Source organism: Micromonospora sp. CA-269861, assembly GCF_050948505.1.
In the GTDB taxonomy this organism is placed as follows: Bacteria; Actinomycetota; Actinomycetes; order Mycobacteriales; family Micromonosporaceae; genus Micromonospora.
Genome location: NZ_CP192014.1, coordinates 1,602,095 through 1,626,884, shown reverse-complemented (window position 1 = coordinate 1,626,884; position 24,790 = coordinate 1,602,095). Strand labels below are relative to the sequence as shown.

General features: G+C 73.3%; 20 protein-coding genes, 1 pseudogene and 1 riboswitch. Of the genes and pseudogenes, 9 read left to right on the top strand and 12 right to left on the bottom strand.

Annotation, left to right across the window (positions count from 1 at the left end; genetic code table 11):
• Positions 1-51: 51 nt before the first annotated feature.
• Both ACQP0U_RS07490 and ACQP0U_RS07485 read left to right on the top strand, forming a co-directional pair.
• Positions 52-852 carry an SAM hydrolase/SAM-dependent halogenase family protein gene (locus ACQP0U_RS07490; protein ID WP_433316968.1) on the top strand — a complete coding sequence of 267 codons (801 nt, stop codon included), beginning with the start codon at positions 52-54 and terminating at the stop codon, positions 850-852.
• Positions 853-877: 25 nt separating this feature from the next.
• On the top strand, positions 878-1,120 hold the full coding sequence (locus ACQP0U_RS07485) for a CPCC family cysteine-rich protein (protein WP_433316966.1): 243 nt from the start codon (positions 878-880) through the stop codon (positions 1,118-1,120).
• Between the two features lie 33 nt (positions 1,121-1,153).
• Here the strand turns inward: ACQP0U_RS07485 and ACQP0U_RS07480 are convergent, their stop codons facing one another.
• Entirely contained in the window at positions 1,154-2,416 is a 1,263-nt protein-coding gene (locus ACQP0U_RS07480; protein ID WP_433316964.1) for a hypothetical protein, read from the bottom strand.
• A gap of 109 nt (positions 2,417-2,525) precedes the next feature.
• Between ACQP0U_RS07480 and ACQP0U_RS07475 the strand changes: the two genes are divergently transcribed.
• Entirely contained in the window at positions 2,526-3,335 is an 810-nt protein-coding gene (locus ACQP0U_RS07475; protein WP_433316962.1) for a DNA-formamidopyrimidine glycosylase family protein, read from the top strand.
• A gap of 164 nt (positions 3,336-3,499) precedes the next feature.
• The gene (locus tag ACQP0U_RS07470) at positions 3,500-7,117 is read left to right on the top strand and encodes a hypothetical protein (RefSeq protein WP_433316960.1); all 3,618 of its coding nucleotides are present in this window, start codon (positions 3,500-3,502) and stop codon (positions 7,115-7,117) included.
• Positions 7,118-7,193: 76 nt separating this feature from the next.
• Here ACQP0U_RS07470 and pspM read toward each other — a convergent pair.
• From pspM to ACQP0U_RS07430, 8 genes and pseudogenes are all read right to left on the bottom strand, one after another.
• A pseudogene (pspM, locus tag ACQP0U_RS07465) lies at positions 7,194-7,977 on the bottom strand (phage shock envelope stress response protein PspM).
• Between the two features lie 23 nt (positions 7,978-8,000).
• Positions 8,001-8,873, bottom strand: a complete 873-nt coding sequence (locus ACQP0U_RS07460; protein WP_357765930.1) for a PspA/IM30 family protein — start codon at positions 8,871-8,873, stop codon at positions 8,001-8,003.
• Positions 8,874-9,071: 198 nt separating this feature from the next.
• Positions 9,072-9,506, bottom strand: coding sequence for a helix-turn-helix domain-containing protein (locus tag ACQP0U_RS07455; protein ID WP_433316957.1), 435 nt, complete (start codon positions 9,504-9,506; stop codon positions 9,072-9,074).
• A gap of 221 nt (positions 9,507-9,727) precedes the next feature.
• Positions 9,728-10,237, bottom strand: a complete 510-nt coding sequence (locus ACQP0U_RS07450; protein WP_433320671.1) for a CinA family protein — start codon at positions 10,235-10,237, stop codon at positions 9,728-9,730.
• Positions 10,238-10,362: 125 nt separating this feature from the next.
• On the bottom strand, positions 10,363-10,956 hold the full coding sequence (pgsA, locus tag ACQP0U_RS07445) for a CDP-diacylglycerol--glycerol-3-phosphate 3-phosphatidyltransferase (RefSeq protein ID WP_433316955.1): 594 nt from the start codon (positions 10,954-10,956) through the stop codon (positions 10,363-10,365).
• Between the two features lie 77 nt (positions 10,957-11,033).
• Positions 11,034-12,542, bottom strand: coding sequence for a 30S ribosomal protein S12 methylthiotransferase RimO (gene rimO, locus ACQP0U_RS07440; protein WP_091402051.1), 1,509 nt, complete (start codon positions 12,540-12,542; stop codon positions 11,034-11,036).
• Between the two features lie 66 nt (positions 12,543-12,608).
• Positions 12,609-14,093: a DUF2207 family protein gene (locus ACQP0U_RS07435; RefSeq protein WP_433316953.1), complete on the bottom strand. Its 1,485-nt coding sequence runs from the start codon at positions 14,091-14,093 to the stop codon at positions 12,609-12,611.
• 136 nt (positions 14,094-14,229) lie between these two features.
• Entirely contained in the window at positions 14,230-15,153 is a 924-nt protein-coding gene (locus ACQP0U_RS07430) for an ornithine cyclodeaminase family protein (protein WP_433316951.1), read from the bottom strand.
• Between the two features lie 92 nt (positions 15,154-15,245).
• Positions 15,246-15,317, top strand: a riboswitch (guanidine-III (ykkC-III) riboswitch).
• A gap of 61 nt (positions 15,318-15,378) precedes the next feature.
• Here ACQP0U_RS07430 and sugE point away from each other — a divergent pair.
• Both sugE and ACQP0U_RS07420 read left to right on the top strand, forming a co-directional pair.
• Positions 15,379-15,693: a quaternary ammonium compound efflux SMR transporter SugE gene (gene sugE, locus ACQP0U_RS07425; protein WP_124816787.1), complete on the top strand. Its 315-nt coding sequence runs from the start codon at positions 15,379-15,381 to the stop codon at positions 15,691-15,693.
• 82 nt (positions 15,694-15,775) lie between these two features.
• Positions 15,776-16,021 carry a hypothetical protein gene (locus ACQP0U_RS07420; RefSeq protein ID WP_112586600.1) on the top strand — a complete coding sequence of 82 codons (246 nt, stop codon included), beginning with the start codon at positions 15,776-15,778 and terminating at the stop codon, positions 16,019-16,021.
• Between the two features lie 67 nt (positions 16,022-16,088).
• Here the strand turns inward: ACQP0U_RS07420 and ACQP0U_RS07415 are convergent, their stop codons facing one another.
• Positions 16,089-18,548 carry a DNA translocase FtsK gene (locus ACQP0U_RS07415; RefSeq protein WP_433316949.1) on the bottom strand — a complete coding sequence of 820 codons (2,460 nt, stop codon included), beginning with the start codon at positions 18,546-18,548 and terminating at the stop codon, positions 16,089-16,091.
• 114 nt (positions 18,549-18,662) lie between these two features.
• Between ACQP0U_RS07415 and ACQP0U_RS07410 the strand changes: the two genes are divergently transcribed.
• From ACQP0U_RS07410 to ACQP0U_RS07400, 3 genes are all read left to right on the top strand, one after another.
• Positions 18,663-19,142 carry a YbjN domain-containing protein gene (locus tag ACQP0U_RS07410; RefSeq protein WP_433316947.1) on the top strand — a complete coding sequence of 160 codons (480 nt, stop codon included), beginning with the start codon at positions 18,663-18,665 and terminating at the stop codon, positions 19,140-19,142.
• Entirely contained in the window at positions 19,139-20,797 is a 1,659-nt protein-coding gene (locus ACQP0U_RS07405; RefSeq protein WP_433316945.1) for a YbjN domain-containing protein, read from the top strand. The genes ACQP0U_RS07410 and ACQP0U_RS07405 overlap by 4 nt, the downstream gene beginning before the upstream one ends.
• Before the next feature lie 123 nt (positions 20,798-20,920).
• Positions 20,921-22,000 carry an LPXTG cell wall anchor domain-containing protein gene (locus tag ACQP0U_RS07400; RefSeq protein ID WP_433316943.1) on the top strand — a complete coding sequence of 360 codons (1,080 nt, stop codon included), beginning with the start codon at positions 20,921-20,923 and terminating at the stop codon, positions 21,998-22,000.
• 79 nt (positions 22,001-22,079) lie between these two features.
• Here ACQP0U_RS07400 and ACQP0U_RS07395 read toward each other — a convergent pair whose 3' ends face one another.
• Complete coding sequence (locus tag ACQP0U_RS07395) at positions 22,080-23,768, bottom strand: ribonuclease J (RefSeq protein ID WP_433316941.1); 1,689 nt, start codon at positions 23,766-23,768, stop codon at positions 22,080-22,082.
• Between the two features lie 52 nt (positions 23,769-23,820).
• Complete coding sequence (dapA, locus tag ACQP0U_RS07390) at positions 23,821-24,747, bottom strand: 4-hydroxy-tetrahydrodipicolinate synthase (RefSeq protein WP_433316939.1); 927 nt, start codon at positions 24,745-24,747, stop codon at positions 23,821-23,823.
• Positions 24,748-24,790 lie beyond the last annotated feature (43 nt).

The following is a 24,790-nucleotide window of genomic DNA, read 5'->3' as shown; positions in this document are numbered from 1 at the left end:
CTGCGCTGTCCCGTATCCGCCAGCACAGCCCAGTTCTACTAGCCTGCGGGCATGTCCGCCGTGCCCTGGATCTCGCTGACCACCGACTACGGCCTCACCGACGGCTTCGTAGCCGCCTGCCACGGGGTCGTCGCCCGGATCGCGCCGGCCGCCCGGGTGATCGACGTGACCCACCTGGTGCCGCCGGCGGATGTCCGGCGGGGCGCCGCCGTGTTGGCGCAGGCCGTGCCGTACCTGCCGGTGGGAGTGCACGTGGCGGTGGTCGATCCGGGCGTCGGCACCAGCCGACGGGGCATCGCACTGGCCACCCCGGGCGGGCTGCTGGTCGGCCCGGACAACGGGTTGCTGCTGGACGCGGCCGACGCGCTCGGTGGGGTGACCGCCGCGGTCGAGCTGACCGAGCCGCGCTGGCTGGCCACCCGGGTGTCCAGCACGTTCCACGGCCGGGACGTCTTCGCGCCGGTGGCGGCCCGGTTGGCGCTCGGCGCGCCGCTGGCGGAGGCGGGCCCACCTGTCGACCCGGCCGGGCTGGTACGGCTACCGACTCCGACGGTGACGCGGGACGCCGACGGGTTCACGGCCGAGGTGTTGACAGTGGACCACTTCGGCAACGTCCAACTGGCCGCACCGGCCGCGTTGCTCGAACCGCTGCCTGCCACGCTCCGGGTGGGTCCCCCGGGACCGGTACCGGCTCGTGCGGCGGTGCACGGACGGACCTTCGGCGACGCTCCGGCCGGCGACCTGGTGGCGTACGTCGACTCGGCCGGTCTGGTCGCGGTCGCGGTCAACAGCGGGCGGGCCGCGGACCTCCTCGCGGTGTCTCCGGGGGACCTCCTGCGGGTATCGGGCTGATGTTCGACTGTGGAATGCTTCTCCGGTGGGTGAGCATGTGGTTCCTGTGGGCTGTCCCTGTTGTGCATCCCAAACCGGCGGGGGGACCTGCCCCGTCTGTTTCTGGACCGACGACGGCCAGACCGACGCCGACGCCGATGCCGTCCGGGGTGGCCCCAACGGCGACCTGAGCCTCTCGCACGCCCGCCTCAACTACGCCGTCTACGGCGCCAGCCACCCCCGCTACCAGGACATGGTGCGGACGGCTCGCCCCGACGAGCGCCCCTGACGCTGACGCGGCGCCCGACGGGGTGAGCGTGGTTCAGCAGACCGGCACGCTGCCGCCGTACACGCTGGAGATGTACGCGTGGCTGACGTACTGGCCACTGGCCAGACGGTTCCAGCGGGTGGTGGTGCGGTAGGGGCCGGCGACCGACTGACCTGTCACGTAGCACTGGATCGGCACGTGGGCCAGCCGGGCGGCGAGGCCCCGCGTCGCGTACGACGTGCTGGCCCCGGTGCGGATGTTGAGCGGCCCGTCACCCACCACGCCGCGCGGCCCGCCTCCGGTCCACAGATAGGCGACGTCCACCCAGGCGTTCGTGGTCAGTCGTAGCCCGTCCCAGAACGTACCGTCGGCCAGGTCGATGCCGGCCGGGTTGAGTACGGTCCGCCCGAACTGGTCCCGTCCGCCGTTGTAGCCGGACTGGTACGCGGCCTGCGCCTCGGGCCGGCCCTGCGGCAGGTTCTTCCAGTTCTCCCGGACCGACGAGGGGTTCCAGTAGTCGTCGCGGGTGTTCCACGGCCCGACGTCCCAGACCGGGGCGTACTCGCAGCGGGAGCCGTTGGTGGTGCAGACCCGCACCGTGTAGTCGCCGGTGTTGATCGGGGAGAGACCCCGCCGCGACGGCAGCGCCGCGAAGTGGTCCCGGGGTTGCACGGTCCGGCCGTTGGCGGTCACCTCACCGACCAGCCCGATCCGGGTGGCGTACACCCGGTAGGTGCGGCCGGGCGTGGCGGCGGACACGGCGGCGTTCGCGTCGGCGGTGAGCTGCACGCCCCGTACCGTCGCCGTGGCGCCGCGGTCGGGGGCGGTGAGCACCACCCGGGTCTGTACCCGGGTGACCGGCCGGTCGAAGACCACGCCGGCGGTGGCCGTCCGCCACTCCGTCCAGCCTGCGGCCCGCCAACCGCGGACCTGCGCCTCCACTGTCGCCCCGGTCGGGACCGCGGCGTTGATCTCGGCGCGGACCCGGGTGGCCGGCCGGGCGAGGGTGCGGGGAGCGGTCAGCAGCATCCCCTCGGCGACCGCGCTGTGCGGGCTGCGGGCGCCGCGCCCGGTGGGCCGGACCTCCCGCAGTCGTAGGCCGGCGGCGGTGCGCCGGACGTTGACATCGTCGCGGTCGACGACGGTGATGTCGGCGCTCCACCGTTCGTCGTCGGGTGCGGCGGCGACGAAGGCGATCGGAGCGCCGCTGGATGCCGCCGGCACAGTGCCGGTGGCGGGCAGGAGCGCTGCGGTGAGCAGGAGCGTGAGGGTGGCGATGAGGGCGACGGATGGGATACGACAACGAGGTCGCGTCATGGGCATTCTCCTCAGAACCCCCTGACCTTCGCATGTCAGGAGATCATGAGGAACCTGTGTACAAATAGCGACACATGCGAATCTTGCTCGAAAGAGGGAGGATGGCAGGGTGCCCGAAGGCGACACCGTCTGGAACACCGCGCGCGTGCTGCACCGCGCGCTGGCCGGCACGCGGATCACTGGCAGTGACTTCCGGGTGCCGCAGCTGGCAACCACGGACCTCACCGGCTGGACCGTCCGCGAGTCGGCAAGCCGGGGCAAGCACCTGCTGCTGCGGCTCAACGCCCCGACCGGGGCGCACTGGACCCTGCACTCCCACCTGCGGATGGACGGCGCCTGGCGGGCGTACGCCCCGGGGGAACGCTGGACCGGCCGACCCGCGCACCTGATCCGGGTGGTGCTGCGCAGCCCCGGCGCTGTCGCTGTCGGTTACCACCTGCACGACCTGACCCTGGTGCCGACCGCCGAGGAGGACCAACTGGTCGGCCACCTCGGCCCCGACCTGCTCGGCCCGGACTGGGACCCGGCCGAGGCGGTCCGCCGGCTCGCCGACCACCCGGAGCAGACCATCGGCGAGGCGCTGCTCGACCAGCGCAACCTGGCCGGCGTGGGCAACCTCTACAAGTGCGAGGTGCTGTTCCTGCGCGGCGTGTCACCGTGGACCCCGGTGGGCGCGGTGCCCGACCTGCCGGGCCTGGTGGCCCTCGCCCAGCGGCTGCTCGCCGCCAACCGTGGTCGGTGGACGCAGAGCAGCACCGGCTCGCTGCACCGGGGGCAGACCAGCTACGTGTACGGCCGCCGCGCCCAGCCCTGCCGCCGCTGCGGCACCGCCATCCGCAAGGAGGAGTTGGGCGAACGGGTCACCTACTGGTGCCCGGTCTGCCAGCCCGAGCACCCGGATCCGCCGCCGTCCGGCTGACCAGGCTCGCGCAGAACGAGACCCAGCACAGAAACGGACGATTGGGTAATTCCTAACTGGCCGCCGGAGTCGCATGCTGCGGTTAAGCGCTCACCGACCGTCAGCAGAGTGCCGAGGTCCCCACGCCGGGGTGACGGACCTCGCGCCCCGAACCGGGGAGAGTCATGGCGATGTTCCGCAGACTCCGCTCCACCTTCTTCGAGCGGACCATCCGCGACACCGACGCCCCCGCCGACGGGCGGACGGCGTCCGTGCCGGCCGCGCGTACCGCCGAGGAGGCAGTTGCGACGCCGAGCCTGGACCCGGCCGTCGTGCCCCGCTACTTCGGTCCGGTGCCGAACTTCGCCCACAGCCCTCGCCCGACGCGTGACCCCGACGGGCGGGTGGCGGCCGGCACCGGGCTGCGCAAGTTCATCGACCCGCTGCCCGTCCCCGGCCAGCCGGGCCGCGGCGATCTCGGCAGCCACCTGCCGGTGGCAGCACCGGACACCATCAGCTATCCGGGCTGCGACTACTACGAGATAGGTCTCCAGGAGTACGCCCAGCGGCTGCACCGGGACCTCCCGGCCACCCGGCTGCGCGGCTACCGGCAGCTCAACCTGGGCACCGACCCGGCCGGACACAACACGGTGGCGCCTCCGGAGCGCCCCTGGCACCTCGGGCCGATGATCCTCGCCCGGCGGGGTCGACCGGTCCGGGTGAAGTTCATCAACCAGCTCCCCACCGGTCGGGCCGGCGAGCTGTTCCTGCCGGTCGACGACACCGTCGAGGGGGCCGGCCTCGGCCCACTGGACGGGCCGGCGCCGTACCCGCAGAACCGGGCCGTGCTGCACCTGGCCGGGGCGCAGACCGGCTGGACCAGCACCGGCAACCCGGGGCAGTGGATCACCCCGGCCGGGGAGATCACCCCGTACCCGACCGGGCCCGGCCTGGCCCACGTGCCGGACATGCCGGCGCCCGGCGCCGGGGCCACCACCCTCTACTTCCCGAACGAGCAGAGCGGCCGGCTGCTGTGGTTCCACGACAACACCCTCGGCCTGGCCCGGCTCACCGTCTACGGCGGACAGCTCGCGCTCTACCTGCTCACCGACCCGGCCGAGGACCAGCTCGTCGCCGACGCGGTGCTGCCGGCCGACCAGGTGCCGCTGGTGGTCGAGGACAAGACGTTCGTTCCGGACGACACCCAACTCGCCGCCGAGGACCCGACGTGGGACCGGGAGCGCTGGGGCGCCCGGGGCAGCCTCTGGCACCCGCACGTCTACCAACCCCGGCAGAACCCGTACTCCTCCGGCGGACGCAACCCCACCGGCCGGTGGGACTACGGCCCCTGGTCCCGCAACTCCGCCCCGGACGACGCCCGCACCGACGGCTGGGTGCCGAACCCGTACCACGACCCGGTCGGCGCGCCGGACGAGCCGCCGCTGAGCCCCGGCGTACCGCACCCGTCGGCCGTCCCCGGGGCGTACGGCGACACCCCGCTCGTCAACGGCGTCGCGTACCCGTACCTGGAGGTGCGACCGCGCGCGTACCGGTTCCGGATCCTCAACGCCTGCCTGGACCGCAGCCTCAACCTCCAGCTCTACCGCGCCTGCTCCGACACGGCGATGTGGACGGCCGACGGCGTGCTCGCCGACCCCGACGCCGGTGAGGTGCCGATGGTGCCGGCGGCGCGCGCGGCGGACCGTCCGGCGGGGTGGCCGACCGACGGACGCGACGGCGGTGTGCCGGACCCGCGCGCCGCCGGCCCGGAGTTCATCCAGATCGGCAACGAGGCAGGCCTCCTGCCCGCGCCGGTGGTGCTGCCGAACCGACCGATCGGCTACCGCTACGACCGGCTCGACCCGACAGTGCTGAACGTCGACGGGCACACTCTGCTGCTCGCCCCGGGCGAACGGGCCGACGTGCTCGTCGACTTCTCCGCCGTGCCGCCGGGCAGCACGCTGATCCTGTACAACGACGCCCCGGCCCCGCTGCCCGGCTTCGACAGCCGCTACGACCAGCACACCGACGCCCCGGACCGCAGCGCCGAGGGCGGCCCACCCCCGACCGAACCGGGGTACGGCCCGAACACCCGCACCCTGCTCCAGTTCCGGGTCACCGGGACGCCGGCGCCGCCGTACGACCTGAGCCGGCTGCGTGAGCGGCTGCCCCAGGCGTACGCGGCGAGCCAGCGCCCGCCGATCGTCCCGCAACCGGCGTACGACCCGGCGTTCGGGACCCGGACGGCGGCGCGGACGACGGTTCCGGTGCACGCCACCACTGTGACGTTCAACCCGACGGCCGGCGCCGGCCCGGTGACCCTGCCGATCGCGGTCAAGGCCGCACAGCAGATCTTCGAACCGGACCACGGCCGGCTGGCGGGCCGGCTCGGTGTCGGGCACCCGCACGCCGGGCCGCTCGACCCGATGACGCTGCCGCTCGGTGCGGCCGACCCGGTCACCGAGGTGCTCTTCGCCACCGACCCCGCCGTGCCGGTGGGCGCCCCCACCGACGGCACGCAGCTCTGGCGGATCAGCGGCAACGTGCGGCAGACCGAGCCGCTGCACATCGGCGGCTGCGACGTGCAGGTGATCAACCGGGTCGGCTGGGACGGCACAGTGCGACTCCCGCACGGCAGCGAGCTGGGCTGGAAGGGAATCATCCGGGTCAACCCTCGGGAGGACGTGCTGGTCGCGCTGCGCCCGGTCGCGCCGGCGCTGCCGTTCAAGCTGGGTGACAGCGTCCGTCTGCTCGACCCCTGTCGCCCCGCCGGTGCCCGGACCGGGTCGACGCCGGTCAGCCCGGCCGACGGGCGACCCGCCACGGTGGTCAACCAACTCGTCAACCTGGGCTGGGAGTACCGCTGGCACAGCCAACTCGCCGGCCACCGCGACGGCGGGATGACCCGACCGCTGGTACTGCGGGTGTCGCCGAAGGCACCGACCGGGCTGACCGCCACACCGGTGCCCGGCTCGGCCACCGCGCTACCCGCGATCGCCCTGGCCTGGACCAGCAACGGCGGGCGACCGCCCGCGACCAGCCACCTGCTGCAACGGGCCACCGACGCGACCTTCGGCGGCGAGGTCACCACGATCACCGTCGCGGCCGCCGCCACCCGCTACACCGACGCGACAGTCACCCCCGGGGTGACGTACCACTACCGGATCCGGGCCGAGAACGCGGTCAGCTACTCGTCCTGGTCGAACGGCGTGCCCGCCTCGGTGCACCTGGCCGCGCCGAGCGGTCTGGTCGCGACGCTCCCGCCGGCCGCGCCGCTACGCGTGGCGCTGCGCTGGATGAACCGGTCGTTCGCCACCGGCATCGACGTGCAACGGGCCACCAACCCGACGTTCACCAGCGGCCCGGGCACCACGGCGATCGGGGTCGGCGACAACCACCTGGACGCGACAGTCGCACCGGACACCACGTACTACTACCGGGTGCGGACCACCTACCTGGGCGCCGCCTCGGCGTGGTCGACTGTCGCCACGGTGACCTCACCACCCGCGCCGGGCACCCCCACCGGGGTGAGCGCCACCGCCACCGCACCGGGGCCGGACACCGCGACGGTGATCCTGGCCTGGGCGGCGAGCACACCCGGAGGCCCGGGGTCCGGGTTCACCGTGCAGCGGGCCCTCGACCCGGCCTTCGACAGCGAGGTGGCCACCTTCACGGTGACCGGCCGCGGCTTCACCAACACGGGGCTGTCCCGGGGCGTGACCTACCACTACCGGATCCGGTCGTTCAACGTCGTGGGCACCTCGCCGTACACCGGACCGGTCCTGGTGACGACACCACCGTGACCGGCCGCGCGGACTCGGCGCGGGGTCGCGGGGCGTACGCCGTGCGCGTGTCGGCGCGGGGTGTGGGCGTGCGCCGTCAGCGCGTCGGCGCGCGCAGCGGGGTGCCGACGGCGCGCAGCTCGGCAAGGGCCCCGGCGACCCCGTGCAGCAGATCGGTCGCCTCGGTGAGCCGGTCGGCGGCCGGGTGGGCGGTCTCCGGTCGGGAGTCCTCGGCCAGATAGCCGGCCGCGGCGACCACCAGCCGTTCGTACGCCGCCACCCCGCCCTCCAGTTGAGCGGTCAGCGCGGCGTGCGCCTCGGCCAGCGGCGGCCGGGCGTCGGCCGGGGCCAGCCGCAGCGCACGTTCGACGCTCGCCACCCGTGCGGCCAGGTCGCGCAGCGAGCGGTCGGCGGCGGCAGCCTCCAGCACCGCAGGTTCGGCCAGCCCGGTGAGTCGGGGGCCATTCCGGCCAGGGTGAGCGCCGCCCGGTCCAGTCGGGCCCACTGCTCCCCGGCGCTGGTGCCGCGCAGGGCGATCCGGGAACGGACCCGGCGCACCTCGGCGAGCACGCCCGGGCCGACCGGCAGCCGCTCGACGGCGGCGATCAACCTGGCCCGCGAACGGGCCGCCGCCTCGGCCGGGTCGAGCGCGGGGGCGCCGGCTGGGCGGCCAGGGCACGCACGTCGATCCAGCGCCAGGCGGCGAGCGCCACCGCACTGCCCGCAGCACCCGCCCAGGCCGCGTCGGGCAGACCAAGGCCGGCGTACGGAGTCAGCACCGCCGCCGCGCCGCCGAGCCCACCGGCCAGCACGCTCCACCGTCGGGCCGACCGGCGAAGCCGACCCAGCCTTCGGAAGTACCGTGTCCGCTCGTCTGCCACAGTGGCCCCCTCGGTCCGGTCGTTCAGCCGGCGGCGGTCGGGTCGCCGGTGCCCCGCTCGCGGGCCATGCTGGCGCGCAGCTCGTCCAACCGGGCGGCGGCCGTCGGGTCGTTGGCCGGGCCGGTCTTCTCGGCCTGCGGCACGGCCTGCCGCTGGGCCGCGCCGCCGAGCTGCTCCCCCGCCATGCTGGACCGGATCTGCTCCAGCCGGGCGGAGCCGGCCGAGTCGATGGTGGCCTTCTGGATTTCCAACATACGGCCCTCGACGGAGTTGCCGGCCAGTTCGGCGCGACCCATCGCGTTGGCGTACCGCCGCTCGATCCGGTCGCGCACCTCGTCCAGCGACGGGGTGTTGGTGGGCGCGGTGAGCGACGACATCGACTCCAGTGAGCGGGCCACCGTCTCCTGCATCTTGGCCTGCTCCAGCTGACTGAGCAGCTTGGTGCGCTCGGCGAGCTTCTGCTGGAGGATCATCGAGTTGTTCTCGACCGCTCGGCGGGCCTGGGCGGCGGCACCCAGCGCCTGGTCATGCAGGGTCTTCAGGTCCTCGGTGGCCTGCTCGGCGGAGACGAGCTGGCTGGCCAGCGTCTGCGCGGACTGCTCGAACCGCACCGCCTCGGCCTCGTCGCCCTTGGCCCGGGCCTGGTCGGACAGCACCAGGGCCTGCCGGGCGTTGCCCTGCAACCGCTCGACCTCGGTCATCTGCCGGGACAGCTTCATCTCCAGCTGACGCTGGTTGCCGATCACCGCGGCTGCCTGCTGGACCAGCGCCTGGTGCTGCCGCTGGGCATCCTCGATGGCCTGCTGGATCTGCACCTTGGGATCGGCATGCTCGTCGATCTTCGCACCGAAGAGCGCCATCAGGTAGTTCCAACCCTTGACGAACGGGTTCGCCATCTCCGTGGTATCCCCTCAGTAGCGTCGCTCCACCACGGCCGGGCCGGCTGAACCGACCGACCGTGACCGGCCGGTCTCCATCGTCCCAGCCGAACGCCAACGAGGCATCCGTACCGGGCGGTCGACAGCACCGGCGGCTCCTGCGAGCAACCCTACGCGGCCGGGGCCAGCCAGCCCATGGTCGAACGGATCGGCGGCTCAGGCGGCGCAGACCACGTCCCGGTCGCGCTCGGTCGGGCGGACCCGGGTGCTGCGCAGCGTGGCCTTCAGCGGCGAGTCCTGACGGACCGAGACAGCGACCTTGCCGTCGGAGGTGACCTGGCGGACCCCCCGGTTGGTGTTCTTGGCTGCGGCGTCGGCCGGCTCGTCCTGCATCGAGACGAGCACCTCGGGCATCTGCTCGGCGAGCGCCACGGTGTCGCTCACCTCCCGCAGCAGCTCGGACAGGCGGGCGCCGAGGGCGTCACAGATCGCGGCGAGCAACTCGCTCGACGGCTCCTTGTGCCCCCGCTCGATCTCGGAGAGGTAACCCAGGCTGACGTTGGCGGCGGTGGAGACCTCACGCAGCGTGCGCTGCTGGCCCTGCCGGCGCGCTCGCAGTGCGTCACCGATCACCCGGCGTAGCAGGATCATCGCACCTCCCCCTGAGGGATACCTCGCGCCCGGCGCTGGGCAGCCGGTCGCGGCGGACCGCGCCGACCCCGAACGTCGGAGCCTTCCCGCAACCGTACCCGTTGCGGGCCCGGGCGACATCCCGCCCCGCCCGTCGGTTCGCCGGGGGCGGGCCTCCCCGGGGCGCGCCGCCGCCCGTGTGGGGTCGGCTTGGGTGGCTCTGACCGCTTCGGCCCTGTCGATCACGATGTCGCGGTGGCCAGCCGCTCGGCGAGCAGCCGCAACGCCTCGATCACCGCCGCCGCGCGGACGTGGTCCCGCCCGCCGACCAGGTCGAGCTGGCGGACCGCACCGCCGTTCGGGCCGGCGACCGCGACGTAGACCAGGCCGACGGGTTTCCCGTCCTGCGGCTCGGGGCCGGCGACTCCGGTGGTGGCCAGCCCCCAGTCCGCGCCGCACCGCTGCCGGCCGCCCTCGGCGAGCGCCGCCGCCACCTCCGGGTCCACCGGCCCCCGCTCGGACAGCAGATCGACGGGTACGCCAGCCAAGGTCGCCTTCAACTCGGTGGCGTAGACCACGAGGCCGCCCCGGTAGACCGCGCTGACCCCGGCGATGTTCACGATCGAAGCGGCAAGCGACCCGCCGGTGAGCGACTCGACTGTGGCCAGGGTCTCGTGCCGCTCGGCCAACCGGTGCACGACCCCCGCCGCCGCACCGCCCACCTCAGCCCCGTCCGCCGACACCCCAACCAGTCCTTCCCCACCCACCGGTCCCCAACCCCCCACACGACCCAATCGCGTCGATCATGAAGTTAGCGTCACGACACGCCGCGCGGGATGGCAATAACCTCATGATCAACGGCGGTAAGGGGTGGGGGTTAGCGGGGGCGGCGGCGGAGGCGGACGGCCTGGGCTATGTAGTCGAAGCCGGTGGCGACCGTGACCAGGACCGCGGCGGCCATGATCCAGGGGCCGACGGCGGCCAGCGCGGCCGGCATCGGCCAGAGGTACCAGGCGATGGCCAGGATCTGGAGCGCGGTCTTGACCTTGCCGCCTCGGCTGGCAGCGATCACACCGTGCCGGATCACCCAGAACCGCAGCCCGGTGATGCCCAGCTCGCGGACGAGGATCAGCGCGGTCACCCACCAGGGCAGTTGGTCGTACCAGGAGAGCAGCACCAGCGCGGCGCCGGTGAGCGCCTTGTCGGCGATCGGGTCGGCCACCTTGCCGACCGAGGTGACCAGCCCGAATCGGCGGGCGATCCAGCCGTCCACCAGGTCGGTCGCCGAGGCCACCGCGAAGATCAGGCAGGCCGCCATCCGCCAACCGGCGTGGGTCATCCCGGACATGATCACCGAGGCGGCGAAGACCGGCACCAGCACCAGCCGCAGGGCGGTCAGCGCGTTGGCCGCGTTGACGACGGGCACCACGGCCACCACCCGGGCCGGCGTCGACTCCGTCGCCCCGGTCACCGCCGCACTCCGCTCGGGCCGCCGTGGCGTTCCCGGCACCGCACCACCTGGCTCCCCCGCTCCGCTCGGGCCCGCCGTCACCGTGCCGCGCCGGGCGCCGCCGAGATCATCTCATCCGGCACAGCGAGCAGGTCCACCCCTTCGGTGCCGGTCACCGTTGCGCGCACCAGATCACCCGGGCGCAGCGCGGCCAGGTCGACCCCACCCTCGGCCGGGGCGACCAGGGTGGTGGAACCGTCCACCTCCGGCGCCTGGTGGGCCGCCCGGCCCTCCACCACACCGTCCTCGATCGAGTCGACAAGCACCTCGACGGTCGAGCCGAGCCGGTCCTCGGCCCGCTGCGAGCAGAGTTCGTCGGCGAGGGCACTGAGCCGGTCGTAGCGCCGCTTGATCGTCGCGGCGGAGACCTTGCCGGGCAGGCCGGCGGCCTCGGTGCCGTCCTCGTCGCTGTAGTCGAACATGCCGATCGCGTCGAGCCGGGCCTCGGTCAGGAACCGGACCAGCTCGTCGACGTCGGCGCGGGTCTCGCCGGGGAAACCGACGATGAAGTTGCTCCGGGCGCCCGCGTCCGGGGCCAGGGCGCGGGCGCTCGCCAGCAGCTCCAGGAACCGGTCGGTGGAGCCGAAACGCCGCATCCGGCGCAGCACCGGCTCGCTGGAGTGCTGGAACGACAGGTCGAAGTACGGTGCCACGCCCGGGGTGGTGGCGATCGCCTCGACCAGCCCCGGCCGGGTCTCGGCCGGCTGCAGGTAGCTCGCCCGCACCCGGACGATGCCGGTCACCGCGGCGAGCTGCGGCAGCAGCTTCTCCAGAGCGCGCGGGTCACCCAGGTCCTTGCCGTACGAGGTGGAGTTCTCGCTGACCAGCACCAGCTCCCGTACGCCGGTCTTGGCCAGCCACTCCGCCTCGGCGAGCAGCTCGTCCGGCGTACGCGAGACGAAGGCACCCCGGAAGGCCGGGATGGCACAGAACGCACAGCGGCGGTCGCAGCCGCTGGCCAGCTTCAGCGAGGCCACCGGACCGGTGTCGAGCCGTCGGCGCAGCACCTGACGCAGGTGCGCCGGGGTGTGCTCGTCGGTGTCGACGACGGTGCGGGTCACCGTGCCGTGGCCGGGCAGCGACACCCCGCTGTCACGGCGCTGGACCGGGGTCAGCGGCAGCAGCTCGCGCCGGTCCCGTGGGGTGTGCGCGGTGATCTGCTCGCCGGCGACGACGGCGTTCAGCCGGGCGGCGATGTCGGGGTAGTCGTCGAAGCTCAGCACCGCCTGCGCCTCGGGCAGGCTGTCGGCCAACTCCCGGCCGTACCGCTCGGCCATGCAGCCCGCGGCGACCACCTTGGCGCCGGTGCCGGCGGCGGCGAGCAGGGTCTGGATCGAGTCCTGCTTGGCCTTCTCCACGAAACCGCAGGTGTTGACGACCACCACGTCGGCGCCCTCGCCGTCGGTGGTCACCTGCCAGCCGTCGGCGTGCAGGCGGGCGGCCAGCTCCTCCGAGTCGACCTCGTTGCGGGCACAGCCCAGGGTCAGCAGGGCGACGCGACGGCCCTCGGCGTGGTCAGCGGGAGAAGGAGAGGTGGCAGACACCATCCGAGGGTACCGGGCCAGCCGGGGAAGCCCACGCACGCGGGCGGCCGGCGGCCCGGTGGAGGTCGCTCAGCCCACACCGTCGGGCTGCGGCGCGGGCTCACTCGGCGGCGCGGGCTCGGGTGCGGCGCGCTGGAGGGTCACCCCCAGCACCCGCCGGGTCCACGGCCGGACCTGGGCGGTGATCACGTCACCGAGCCGGCACTCCCCGGCGATCTGCCTCGGCAGGATCCAGGCGCGGAGGCTCTCGGCGTGCCCGTCGTCGACGACCAGGTAGTGGTTGATGATCCGGCCGGGCCCGTCGTCCGACGCCTGCCGCTGCCACACCTCGTGCCAGAGCACCTCACCGCTGACAGTGGTGGGGGTGACCAGGTCGAGGAGCGCCCGGAGGAGGAGGTAGCCGGCGAGACCGAGCAGCGCGAGACCCAGCAGGACGATGCCGGGCGTCACCGGGTTCAGGTCGGCCAGCCGCGACCCGCCGGACGACGGCCGCGCCGCGGTGACCAACGACCCGCCGGCCAGCCGGACGAATGTCCAGCCCAGCACGGCGGCGATCAGCCCTTGGAAGACGATCCAGCCGAGCGCCCGACCGTACCGGGGGAGCCCGCTCGGATAGCTGACGTCGACCTGCCGCCACCCGCCCCCGTACGACGACCAGAGCCGCCGGCGGTCGGCCACCCCGAGGTCGATCACGTGCGAGGCCACGCGGGTGAGACCGAGCGCCGCGCCGTACGGCAGGCGACGGCCCCAGACCGCGACGGCGGCGGGCGGCTGGTCGCCGAAGCTCTCGTGCTGGGCGAGCGCGGCGCGTAGCCCCAGCCAGCGGGCGGCGGCAGCGTGACCGGCCGGGGTGTCCCGCTCACCCAGGTCCCGGCGCGCGAGGCTGACGAGCCCGGCCAGGGGGACGAAGAACGCGGCGACGACGCCGAAGGTGTCCTGGCCGACGCGATCCACGTAGTGCCAACTGCCCACACCCACCCCGGCGGCGACGACAGCACCGAGCATGGTGAGCAGCACGACGAGCGGGCGGGAGGACCGCGTGCGGGAGAGCCCGCGCCGCTGGGCGTCGGCCACGACGGCCTGGCGCAGCCGCCTGGACCACGCGGCGGACCGTCCCGCGTCGGCGAAACCCAGGGCGGTCAGCGGTACCACCCCGTCGACCGCGCGCTCGGCGACCCGGTCGAAGACCTGTTGCTCGTACGCGTTGAGATCGTCGGTGGCGCGGCCGGTCAGGTGCACCGTGGTGTGCCGGGGGTCCGGGTCGGCCTGGCGCAGCTCCAGGTAGCCGCGCGCGGCGAGGTCGAGCACTGTGCTGTCGGCGGCGTCCGGCGTGTACCGCCACCTGTTGACGAGCAGACTGACCACGGCCGGGGGTTCCGCGCCGGGGAGATCCATGGTGCCCGGGGCCGCGCGCACGACTGAGGGTCGGCTGGTCAGCAGGGTGAGCCCGTAGACCACTGCCCAGAGGGCGAGACCCGCGACCGGCAGGCCGATCTCGATGACCGGGTCGGGAAGGTCGATCAATCGAATGTCCAGTACCAGCCCGAGGACCATGGCACCTCACGTTCGGGTTGCTCCGCCAGCGGTCGCGACGGGCACCCTCATCATGATCGTTTCGCCGGACCGGCGACCCGCCCGGTCGCTCAGGCGGTGGTCCACTGTTCGGCCAGTCCCGCCGACCGGCGGGCGGTCAGCGGGCCGCCGCGGCCACCCTGGTCAGCGCGTCGAGCAGGAACACCTCGGTGCCGGCCAGGCCGGTGGAGCAGAAGACGGAGACCTGGTCCGCTGTGGTCCGGCCGGTGACCGCGCCGGCCAGGATGCCGCCCAGGTCGCGCAACCGCCCGGAGTACGGGGGTGTGGCCGCGAGCATCGGCGGCTGGTAGTCCGCCGCCTGGGCCGGCGAGTCGGTGACCAGCAGGTCGGCGGTGTCCAGCAGGTCGGTGCCGAACTCGCTGCGGTCGCGCTGCTTGAAGCCGACCGCGTTGACGTGGGTGCCGGGGCTGAGGTCGGCGGCGTGCAGCACCGGGGTCGGGCTGGTGGTCGCCAGGACCACCACGTCCCGCCCGGCGACGGCCGAGCCCGGGTCGGCAGTCGCGCGGGCCGGCACGCCCAGTTCGGCACGGACCCGGGCGGCGAAGGCCTCCCGGCGAGCGGCGGACCGGCTGTGCACCACCACCTCGCGCAACGGGCGGACAGCGGCGGCGGCCCAGACCTGGGTCCACGCCTGCCGGCCGGAGCCGATCACCGCGAGGGTGGCGGCGTCCGGACGGGCCAGCGCGTCGACCGCGAGGCCCCCCAACCCTCCGGTACGACGGGAGCCCAGCTCCTCGCCGACCGCGACCGCCCGGACCGCCCCGGTCCGGGCGTCGTGCAGCACCACCAACTGCTCGCCCTGCGGGTGCCCGAAGGTGTCGTACGAGCGGAAGCCGTACCACTCGCCGACCAGGTGCCCGGCGGTGAGGACCATCCGCCCGCCGTCCAGCGGTGCGGCGGCCCGGGGCGGCGCGATCAGGCGTCCCTCGTACGCGGCCAGGAGGGCGGCGCGCATGGCGTCGACCGTGGTGGCGGCGTCCAGCGCGGCGGCGACCTCGGGGTCGGCGTAGAGCATGGTCATGCTGCCGATACTGCAAGTTGAAGTCAGGTAGAGGTCAACGGGCGGTGGCGATGGTCACCGCCACGCCGCCCGGGTCGGTGCTAGCGTCGAGACCGGTGGCCCGGATGGTCGTGGCCGCTCCGGACGAGTGGTGGGCGTACCCGGTCAGGCCAAGACGCCCCGCGTGACGTGCAGACTCGACTCGTCCCGGCGCGGCAGCCCCGGGCGCTCCCGGTGAGGTGAACGATGGCCTGGCTCGTACTGGTGATCTCAGGACTGCTGGAGACGGCCTGGGCGATCGCCCTGGACCGCAGCGCCGGTTTCAGCCGGCTGATCCCGTCCGTGGTGTTCGCGGTGACCCTGCTCCTGAGCATGGCCGGGCTGTCGTACGCGCTCCGGGACATCCCCGTCGGCACCGGCTACGCGGTCTGGGTCGGCATCGGCGCGGTCGGCACCGCGCTGGTCGGGATGCTGGCGCTCGGCGAGTCGGCGAGCCTGCCCCGGATCCTCTGCCTCCTGCTGGTGGTCGCGGGCGTGATCGGTCTCAAGATCTTCCACTGAGGTGCCCCGTCGGCAGGCGTGACCAGCGCCCACAGTGGGTAGTGATCGATCTGTCACGACAGGCTCTCACCCGGAGGAAGACATGGCCGACATGCCGAGCACCGCCCGTCCCCGCAGCAACGCCGCCCGCATCCTCACCATCGTGGGCTTCGTCTTCGCGGTCCTGGCCCTGCTGCTCAACCCGATCATCTTCGGCGTGCTCGGCGTCATCGCGGGCGTCGTCGGCGCGGTGCTCGGTGACAAGCCGCTGGGTTGGTACGCCGCTGTTGCCAGCGTGGTAGCCGCGATCATCAGCCTGGTGATCATCGGCGCTCTGATCAACAACTGATCGCTTCCCACGTCACGGGCCCGCCGGAATCCGGCGGGCCCGTCGTGCGTCCGGGGTCGGCCGTCGGTCAGCCCTCGTCGCCGCGCAGACCCATCAGCACCTCGTCCAGCTCGTCCGGCTTGACCAGCACGTCGCGCGCCTTCGACCCCTCGGACGGCCCGACTACGCCGCGGGTCTCCATCAGGTCCATCAGGCGGCCCGCCTTGGCGAAACCGACACGCAGCTTGCGCTGCAGCATCGAGGTCGAACCGAACTGCGAGGTCACCACCAGCTCGACCGCCTGCACCAACAGGTCCAGGTCGTCGCCGATGTCCTCGTCGATCTTCTTCTTGCTCTCCTGAGCCGGGGCCAGCACGTCCTTGCGGAACTCCGGCTCACGCTGGTCCTTGCAGAACTTCACCACATCGGCGATCTCGCGCTCGGTGACCCAGGCGCCCTGGATGCGGACCGGCTTGGAGGCGCCCATCGGCAGGAAGAGCCCGTCACCACGGCCGAGCAGCTTCTCCGCGCCCGGCTGGTCGAGGATGACCCGGGAGTCCGCGAGGGACGACGTGGCGAACGCCAGCCGGGACGGCACGTTCGCCTTGATCAGACCGGTCACCACGTCGACCGAGGGGCGCTGGGTGGCCAGCACCAGGTGGATGCCTGCGGCTCGGGCCAGCTGGGTGATCCGGACGACCGAGTCCTCCACGTCGCGCGGCGCGACCATCATCAGGTCGGCCAGCTCGTCCACGATCACCAACAGGTACGGGTACGGACGCATCTCACGTTCGCTGCCCGGCGGAGCCTTGATCTCGCCGTTGCGGACCTTGCGGTTGAAGTCGTCGATGTGCCGGACCCCGTTGGCGGCGAGATCGTCGTAGCGCATGTCCATCTCGCGGACCACCCAGTCCAGCGAGTCGGCCGCCTTCTTGGCGTTGGTCACGATCGGGGTGACCAGGTGCGGGATGCCCTCGTAACCGGTCATCTCGACCCGCTTCGGGTCGATCAGCAGCAGCCGCACCTCGTCCGGGGTGGCCCGGGTGAGGATGGACACCAGCAGGGTGTTGAGGCAGCTCGACTTGCCCGCGCCGGTGGCGCCGGCGATCAGGATGTGCGGCATCTTGGCGAGGTTGGCCACCACGTAGCCGCCCTCGATGTCCTTGCCGAGCGCCACGACCATCGGGTGGTGATCGCTGGTCGCCGCCCGCGAACGCAGCACGTCACCGAGGGCGACGTTCTCCGGGTCGGTGTTCGGGATCTCCACGCCGACGGCGCTCTTGCCCGGGATCGGGCTGAGGATCCGTACGTCCGGCGACTTCACCGCGTACGCGATGTTGCGGGACAGCTGGGTGATCCGCTCGACCTTGACGCCGTGCCCCAGCTCCACCTCGTAACGGGTGACGGTCGGGCCACGGGTGAAGCCGGTGACCGCGGCGTCCACATCGAACTGGTCGAACACGCCGGTCAGGGCGGCGATCACCTCGTCGTTGGCCTTGCTTCGGGTCTTCGCGGCGGCCCCGGCGCTGAGCATGTTGGCCGGCGGCAGGGTGTAGTCCCCGGCCAGCCCGGTCAACGCGAGCTGCTCGGCCCGGGTCGGCGCGGGCGAGTGCTCGGGCGGCTCGGCCGGTGGCTTTCGGCTCGCCGGCACCTTCGCCGGCGACTTGCGCGGCAGCACCATGGTCTCCTGGAGGTCCGCGCCGTCCAGGTCCTCGAAGTCGTCCGGGTCCAGTGGCGGAGGCATCCGCTTCGCCTGTCGCCTGCGCGCCGGCTTGGCGGACGGCTCGTCCGCCTCCTCGCCGGTCTCCGGTGTGCTGACCAGGCCACCGGCGAGCAGCCCCAGCCGCTCGGGAATCTTGTTGATCGGCGTCGCGGTCACCACGAGCAGGCCGAAGAGCAGCAGCAGGATGAGCAGCGGCACCGCCACCCAGGCGGTCACCGCCCGCTCCAGCATCCCGCCGACGCCCGCGCCGACCAGGCCGCCCGCGAAGTCACGTTGCAGGGGGTCGGCCGGGTCCTGACCGATCTGGAGCAGCGCGGCGGTCGACACGAGCAGCGAGCCCCAGCCGATCAGCCCACGGCCCCGGTGCTCCGGATCCGCCGGCTGACGCATCAGCCGCCACGCCCCGATCATCAGCAGCACCGGGACGACCACCGAGATCGCGCCCAGGAACAGCCGGATCGTGTCGGCGAGTTGGGCGCCCACCGGCCCCGCCCCGGACAGCCAGAGCGCCACCGCGGAGAGCAGGGCGAGCCCGAACATGAGCAGACCCGCACCGTCTCGACGGTGCTCGGGGTCGAGGTCGCGGGCCGAGGCGGCCTGCCGGCCGGCGGCCCGCACCGCCCAGCCCATGCCGTGCGCCAGCCCCATCCACAGTGCGCCGACCGCGCGGCCGACGTAGACCGCCGGGCCGGGCCGGGGCGGCGTGGTGCGACGTCGGACCGGAGCCCGGGTGGTCTTCTTCGCCGGCTGACGGGCACGACTGTTGGTGCCACCGCGCGGCGACGCGCCGCGTCGCCGGCTCGCCTGAGAGGTACGGCCCGCCATAGAGTCACGGTAACGGTGGGGCCGGGCAGAACCCCGCTTTTCCGGGTCGTGTCCGCGCGTCGTAACACGAACCCCACCGCCGGTCGTGATATCCGCCTCAGAAGGGATGCCCCCATGGCGTCGCCGGAAATCGAGGGCGATCCGGACGATCCGCTGGCCGGGCACCCTGGCGCACTGCGTCCGCTGACCGGTGAACTGGTCGCCGCGGTGCTCGCTGCCCGCGGCCGGTCCGTCGGCCTGACCCTGGACGGCGACCTGGTGGGCCACTTCGACGACAACATGATCTGGTTCCTCCGCGTCGGCGGCGATGGGGAGCTGCTCCAGATCCGCACCATGGTCGATCCGACCTTCGGCATCGAACGGGTGCCCGACCTGTACGCGTTCTGCAACTCCTGGAACCATGACCGGCTCTGGCCGAAGGCGTTCGTGCACGTCGACGACGACGGCCGGGCCCGGGTGTACGGCGAAGTGATCACCGACCTGGAACGCGGGGTCAGCCCACACCAGCTCGACCAACTGCTCGACTGTGGCATCTCCACCGGCTGCCAACTGGCCGTGGCGGTCCGTCGACTGCCCGGCGCGGTGCCGTCGTGACCGGCCGGGACGAGTTCACCGGCAGCCGTACCGGCACGCCACCCACCGGCCCTGCTGACCGCCTCGCGCGGGGCCGCGTACCGGCGCTGGAGGCCGCGCTCGCCGACGCCCGGGACCTCCCCGACGGCCCGGCCCGGCAGGTGGCCCTGGAACGGCTCGCCGAGCGCGCCGACGCGGCCGGCGACGTCCGGTCCGGGATGGACGCGCGGTTCGCGCTGATCGAGGCGTACCTGCTGCACGGGGAGCGCTGGCGTCTGGTCGAGCCGGTACGGCGCTGCCGGGCCGCCGCCGACCACCGACCCGACCTGCTCACCGACACGGAGACCGGTCTGCTGCTGCGCTACCAGCGGTACGCGGTGGAGGCGCTGCTCGGCACCCCCCGGGTCGGGCTGGACCAGACCCGGTCCCTGCTGCACGACCTGGCCCACCGCGTCGGCGCGGATGGTCCGGACACCCCGACCGTCGCGGAGCTGCACTGCCGGATCGCCGACCACCTGGGCGACGAGCCCACCGCCCGGCACTGGTACGAGCGATGGTCCGGAAAACGGCCCGGCCCGGCCGGCGGCTGCCCGGGCTGCGCCTCGGCCCGGCGCGCCGAGCTGCTGGCCGGCTGGGGCGAGTGGACCGCCGCGCTCACCGAACTCGCCGAATCCGACGGCGACCCGCAGTCCTGCACCGACCAGCCGGAACGGGACCTGGTCGCCGGTCTGCTGCCCGAACTGCGCACCGGCGAGCCGGCGCGGGCGGCGGCGGCACACGTGCGGGCGTACCGCCGGCACCGGCGCGAGCGCGCGGCGTTCCCGCATCTCGCCGCGCACCTGCGGTTCTGCGCGCTGGGCGGGCACCTCGAACGCGGGCTGACCATTCTGGCCGAGCAGCTCCCCCGGTTGGACCGGCCGACCGACGACCTCGCCGCCATGGAGTTCGCCGCCGCCGGGGCACTTCTCTGCGGGCTGGCCGTGGAGGCCGGGCTGGGCGGGCGGACGATGCCCCGCCCGGCGTACGGCGAGCGGACTGCCACCGAGTTGGACGTCACCACGCTCGGGGCGCTGCTGCTGGGGGTGGCCAGCGAGTTGGCCGGCAGCTTCGACGCGCGCAACGGCACCGGGCACCACTCCGGACGGATGGCGGCCTGGTTGGCCGAGCGCCCGCTCGCGGCACCGGTTCCGTTGCCGACCGACGACGAACCTGACGCGCCCGACGAGCCCGACACCGACCGGTCAGAGGCCGAGGCTGAGCTGGGCGACCGCGAGTTGTCCGCGCTCTCCCTCCCCATGATCACCGCGGTCCTGGACGGGCGCGGCGACACGTACCTGGTGGACGAGGGCGAGACAGTGGTCGGCCACTGGGACGGTGTGGTGATCCAGTTCCGGCGGGCCGGTGAGCGCGGTGAGGTGCTGCACGCCCGCGCCATGGCCAACCGCCGGCTGCCAGCGGCCCGCCGTGCCGAGGCGTACGCCTTCTGCAACGCGTGGAACCACGACCGGCTGCTGCCCAAGGCGTACGCGCACGACCTCGGCGACGAGTTGGTCCTGGCCGGCGACGTGGCCACCGACCTGGCGCACGGGGTGGCCCCGGCGCAGTTGCGGGTCCTCATGGATGCCGCCATCGCCACCGGCGTCGCGTACGCCGAGGCGGTCTCCGCGCTGCCCTGATTCGCCAGGGGCGCAGAAGGTTGCGGTTGCCGCGCGACTGCACGACATCCGACAGCGCGCAACCGGGAGTACGGCACCGATGTGATACCGCCGTCAACCCACCGCAACCCCTCGGGAGTCGTCATGAACCGCCCGCTCCGGTCCGGCATTCTCGGTGCCGCCGTGCTCGCCCTGTCCGCCCTGTCCGCCCTCGCCGCCCCGACCGTCGCCGCTGCGGAGCCGACCGTCTCGCCGAGCACGACGGCCGGGACCACCGCGCCGACGATCCTGGCTTGGGCCGACATCGTCTTCCTCGGCGGCGACCCGTGGCACGCGTCGGGTCCGCTGGAGGTCAAGGTCGTCAACGAGGGAGGGACGGCCGCGAAGGGCTTCTTCGTGCTCCGCCTGCCACCGGATGCCGACCTGACCTCGCGGGGCGACTGCCGGGCCGTCGACGGTGCGACGAGGACCTGGGTCTGCGGCGGCGCGGAACTGCCCGCCGGGGGCGATCGGACGTACCGCCTGACGGTGACCTCATCGGCCGCGCAGCCGGTCTTCGGGGTGACCGGGTGGGGTTCCGTCGCCGGTCAGGACGCCGCTGGCCGCACCGACCGACCCACGGACTTCCGGATCAACTGGCCGGACCGCACGTCGCTGCGGCTACAGGCCACCGCCGGCCCGGTCGTGGACGGCGCCGCGACCATCCGGGTACGGGTCACGAACACCGGCACCTTCGACATCGGCGGGTACTCGTTGAACATCGCCACCCCGGACGGGGCGCGGGTGACCGCGCCGGGGTGCTCCGACAGCGGCCGGATGAACGGCGTGGGCTGCGAGATCCTGCGCGAGCGCCGCCTCGCGGACGGCGCCACGGACAGCTTCGACGTGCGGGTGTCGGCCACCGGCGGCACGACGAGCGTTCGGCTCTGGCTCGCGCCGACCAACAGGTACACCAACCGGGACACCTCGGTGACGCTCCGCCTGACCGGCGGCGGCTCCGGCGGCGGGGCCACCACCGCGCCATCGGCCGACCCGACCACGCCGCCGGCCACGCCCGGCCCGGTGGCCGACCCGACCACTCCGCCGGCCACGCCCGCCCCGGTGTCGGCGGAACTGCCGCGCACCGGCACGGACGCCGTCGCGTACAGCCTGATCGGCGTGTCACTGCTGACCCTCGGCGGCGGGCTGCTGCTCCTGCTGCGACGCCGACTCCAGCGCGGCTGACCCGCAACGGCGAGTCCGGCCGTGAGACAGCGACGCCCGCCCGCGCACGAGGTGCGGGCGGGCGTCGTGACGCGTGCGGTCAGACCTCGACCACGGTGGGCACGATCATCGGCCGACGACGGTACTTGTCGTTGACCCACCGCCCCACGGTCCGGCGGACGATCTGCTGGAGCTGGTGCGGGTCGGTGATGCCGTCCGCCGCCGCCCGGTTGAGCGCCTCGGTGACCAGCGGCACCACCGGGTTGAACGCCTCCGGGTCCTCGGAGAAGCCCTTCGCGGAGAGCGTCGGGCCGGCGACCACCTTGCCGGTGACCGAGTCGACGACAACCGTGGTGGCGATGAAACCGCCGTCACCGAGGATCCGCCGTTCGGTGAGCAGCGACTCGCTGACGTCACCGACGGCGAGGCCGTCCACGTAGACGTACCGGCTCTTCACATGCCCGACCAGGCTGGCGCGGCCCTCGACCAGGTCGACCACGTCGCCGTCCTCGCAGAGCACCACCCGGTCGGCGGCAACCCCGGATTCGATGCCGAGCCGGGCGTGGGCGCGCAGGTGACGCCACTCGCCGTGCACGGGCATCAGGTTGCTGGGCCGGACCACGTTGAGCAGGTAGAGAAGTTCCCCGGCGGGGGCGTGCCCGGAGACGTGCACCTTGGCCACGTCCTTGTGCACGACCACCGCGCCGGCCCGGGCCAGCCGGTTGATCACCCGGTAGACCGAGGTCTCGTTGCCGGGCACCAGTGACGAGGCCAGCACGACCGTGTCGCCGGGGGCGATGGTGATGTGCCGGTGGTCGCCGCTGGCCATCCGGCCCAGCGCGCTCATCGGCTCACCCTGAGACCCGGTGGACATCAACACGATCTGCTCCGGCGGCAGCGTGGTCGCCTCCTCGATCCCGATGACCAGGCCGGCCGGGATGTTGAGCAGGCCGAGGTCCCGGGCGATGCCCATGTTGCGGACCATGGACCGGCCGATCAGCGCGACCTTGCGGTCGTGCTCGGCGGCGGAGTCGAAGACCTGCTGCACGCGGTGCACGTGCGAGGCGAACGAGGCCACGATGATCCGACCCTTGGCCTTCGCGAAGATCGAGTCGAGCACCGGCCCGATCTCCCGCTCCGGGGTGACGAAACCGGGGATCTCCGCGTTGGTGGAGTCGGACAGCAGCAGGTCGACGCCTTCGGCGCCGAGCCGGGCGAAACCGGCCAGGTCGGTGATCCGACCGTCCAGCGGCAGCTGGTCCATCTTGAAGTCGCCGGTGTGCAGCACCAGGCCGGCGGGGGTGCGGATGGCCACCGCGAGGGCGTCCGGGATCGAGTGGTTGACCGCGAAGAACTCACACTCGAACGGGCCGAGCCGCTCGCGGCCGCCCTCCCGCACGGTCAGCGTGTACGGCTGGATCCGCCGCTCGGCCAACTTGGCCTCGACCAGGGCGAGGGTGAACTGTGAGCCGACCAGCGGGATGTCGGGCTTGTGGGCGAGCAGGTACGGCACCGCGCCGATGTGGTCCTCGTGACCGTGCGTCAGCACGATCGCCTGGACGTCGGCCAGCCGGTCCAGGATCGGACCGAAGTCGGGCAGGATCAGGTCAACACCCGGCTGCTCGACGTCGGGGAACAGGACCCCGCAGTCGACGATCAGCAACTTGCCGTCGTACTCGAAGACGGTCATGTTCCGACCGATGGCGCCGAGCCCGCCGAGCGGGATGATCCGCAGGCCGCCTTCCGGCAGCGGCGGGGGTAGTTCCGCCTCGATGTGCGCCTCGGTCACGCGTCCACCTCATTCTGCGACGCCGTCACTCGACGTCCATCGTGTCGTTCGTTCATTCGGGCAGCTCCAGGCCCGCTGCCGCGAAGTCCGCGCGCAGCTGGGCGATCTCGTCGTCGGTGGCGTCCACGAGCGGGGGTCGCACCGGGCCGGCCGGCAGGCCCAGCGACGCCAGGCCCGCCTTCACCAGGATGGTGCCCTGAGTGCGGAAGATGCCGGTGAACAGCGGCAGCAGCCGCCGGTGCAGGGCCAGCGCGGTGAGCATGTCCCCCGCGTCGTACGCCTCGATCATCTGTACGGTCAGCGCCCCGGTGAAGTGCGTCGAGGTGCCGACCACGCCCACGGAACCGACGGCCAGCGCCGGCAGGGTGAGGGCGTCCTCGCCGCTGTAGAAGGCGAGGGCGGTCCGGCTGGTGACCCAGCTGGTGGCGGTCAGGTCGCCCTTGGCGTCCTTGACCGCGACGATCCGGCCGTGTTCGGCGAGCCGGACCAACGTCTCGGTGTCGATCGGCACGCCGGAGCGGTGCGGAATGTCGTACAGCATCACCGGCAGGCCGGCGGCGTCGGCCACCTCGGTGAAGTGTCGCAGCAACCCGCTCTGCGGCGGCTTGTTGTAGTACGGGGTGACCACCAGCAGGCCGTGCGCACCCGCCTTCTCGGCGGCGGCGGCCAACTCGATGGTGTGCCGGGTGTCGTTGGTGCCGACGCCCGCGACCACCTTGGCGCGGTCACCGACGGCCTCCACCACGGCCCGGATCAGGTGCTCCTTCTCCGCGTCGGTGGTGGTCGGCGACTCGCCGGTGGTGCCGTTGACCACCAGCGCGTCGTTGCCCTGCTCGTCGACCAGGTAACTCGCCAGCCGGGCGGCGCCGTCGAGATCGAGGGAACCGTCGGGGGTGAGCGGGCTCACCATGGCTGTGAGCAGCCGGCCGAAGGGGCGGGACGCCGGTCGGGCCGCGGCGTCGAGGTGGTCGTGCGTCATACCCTCCAACCTAGCGGACGACCAGCCGGGGCCCGCCGGGGAA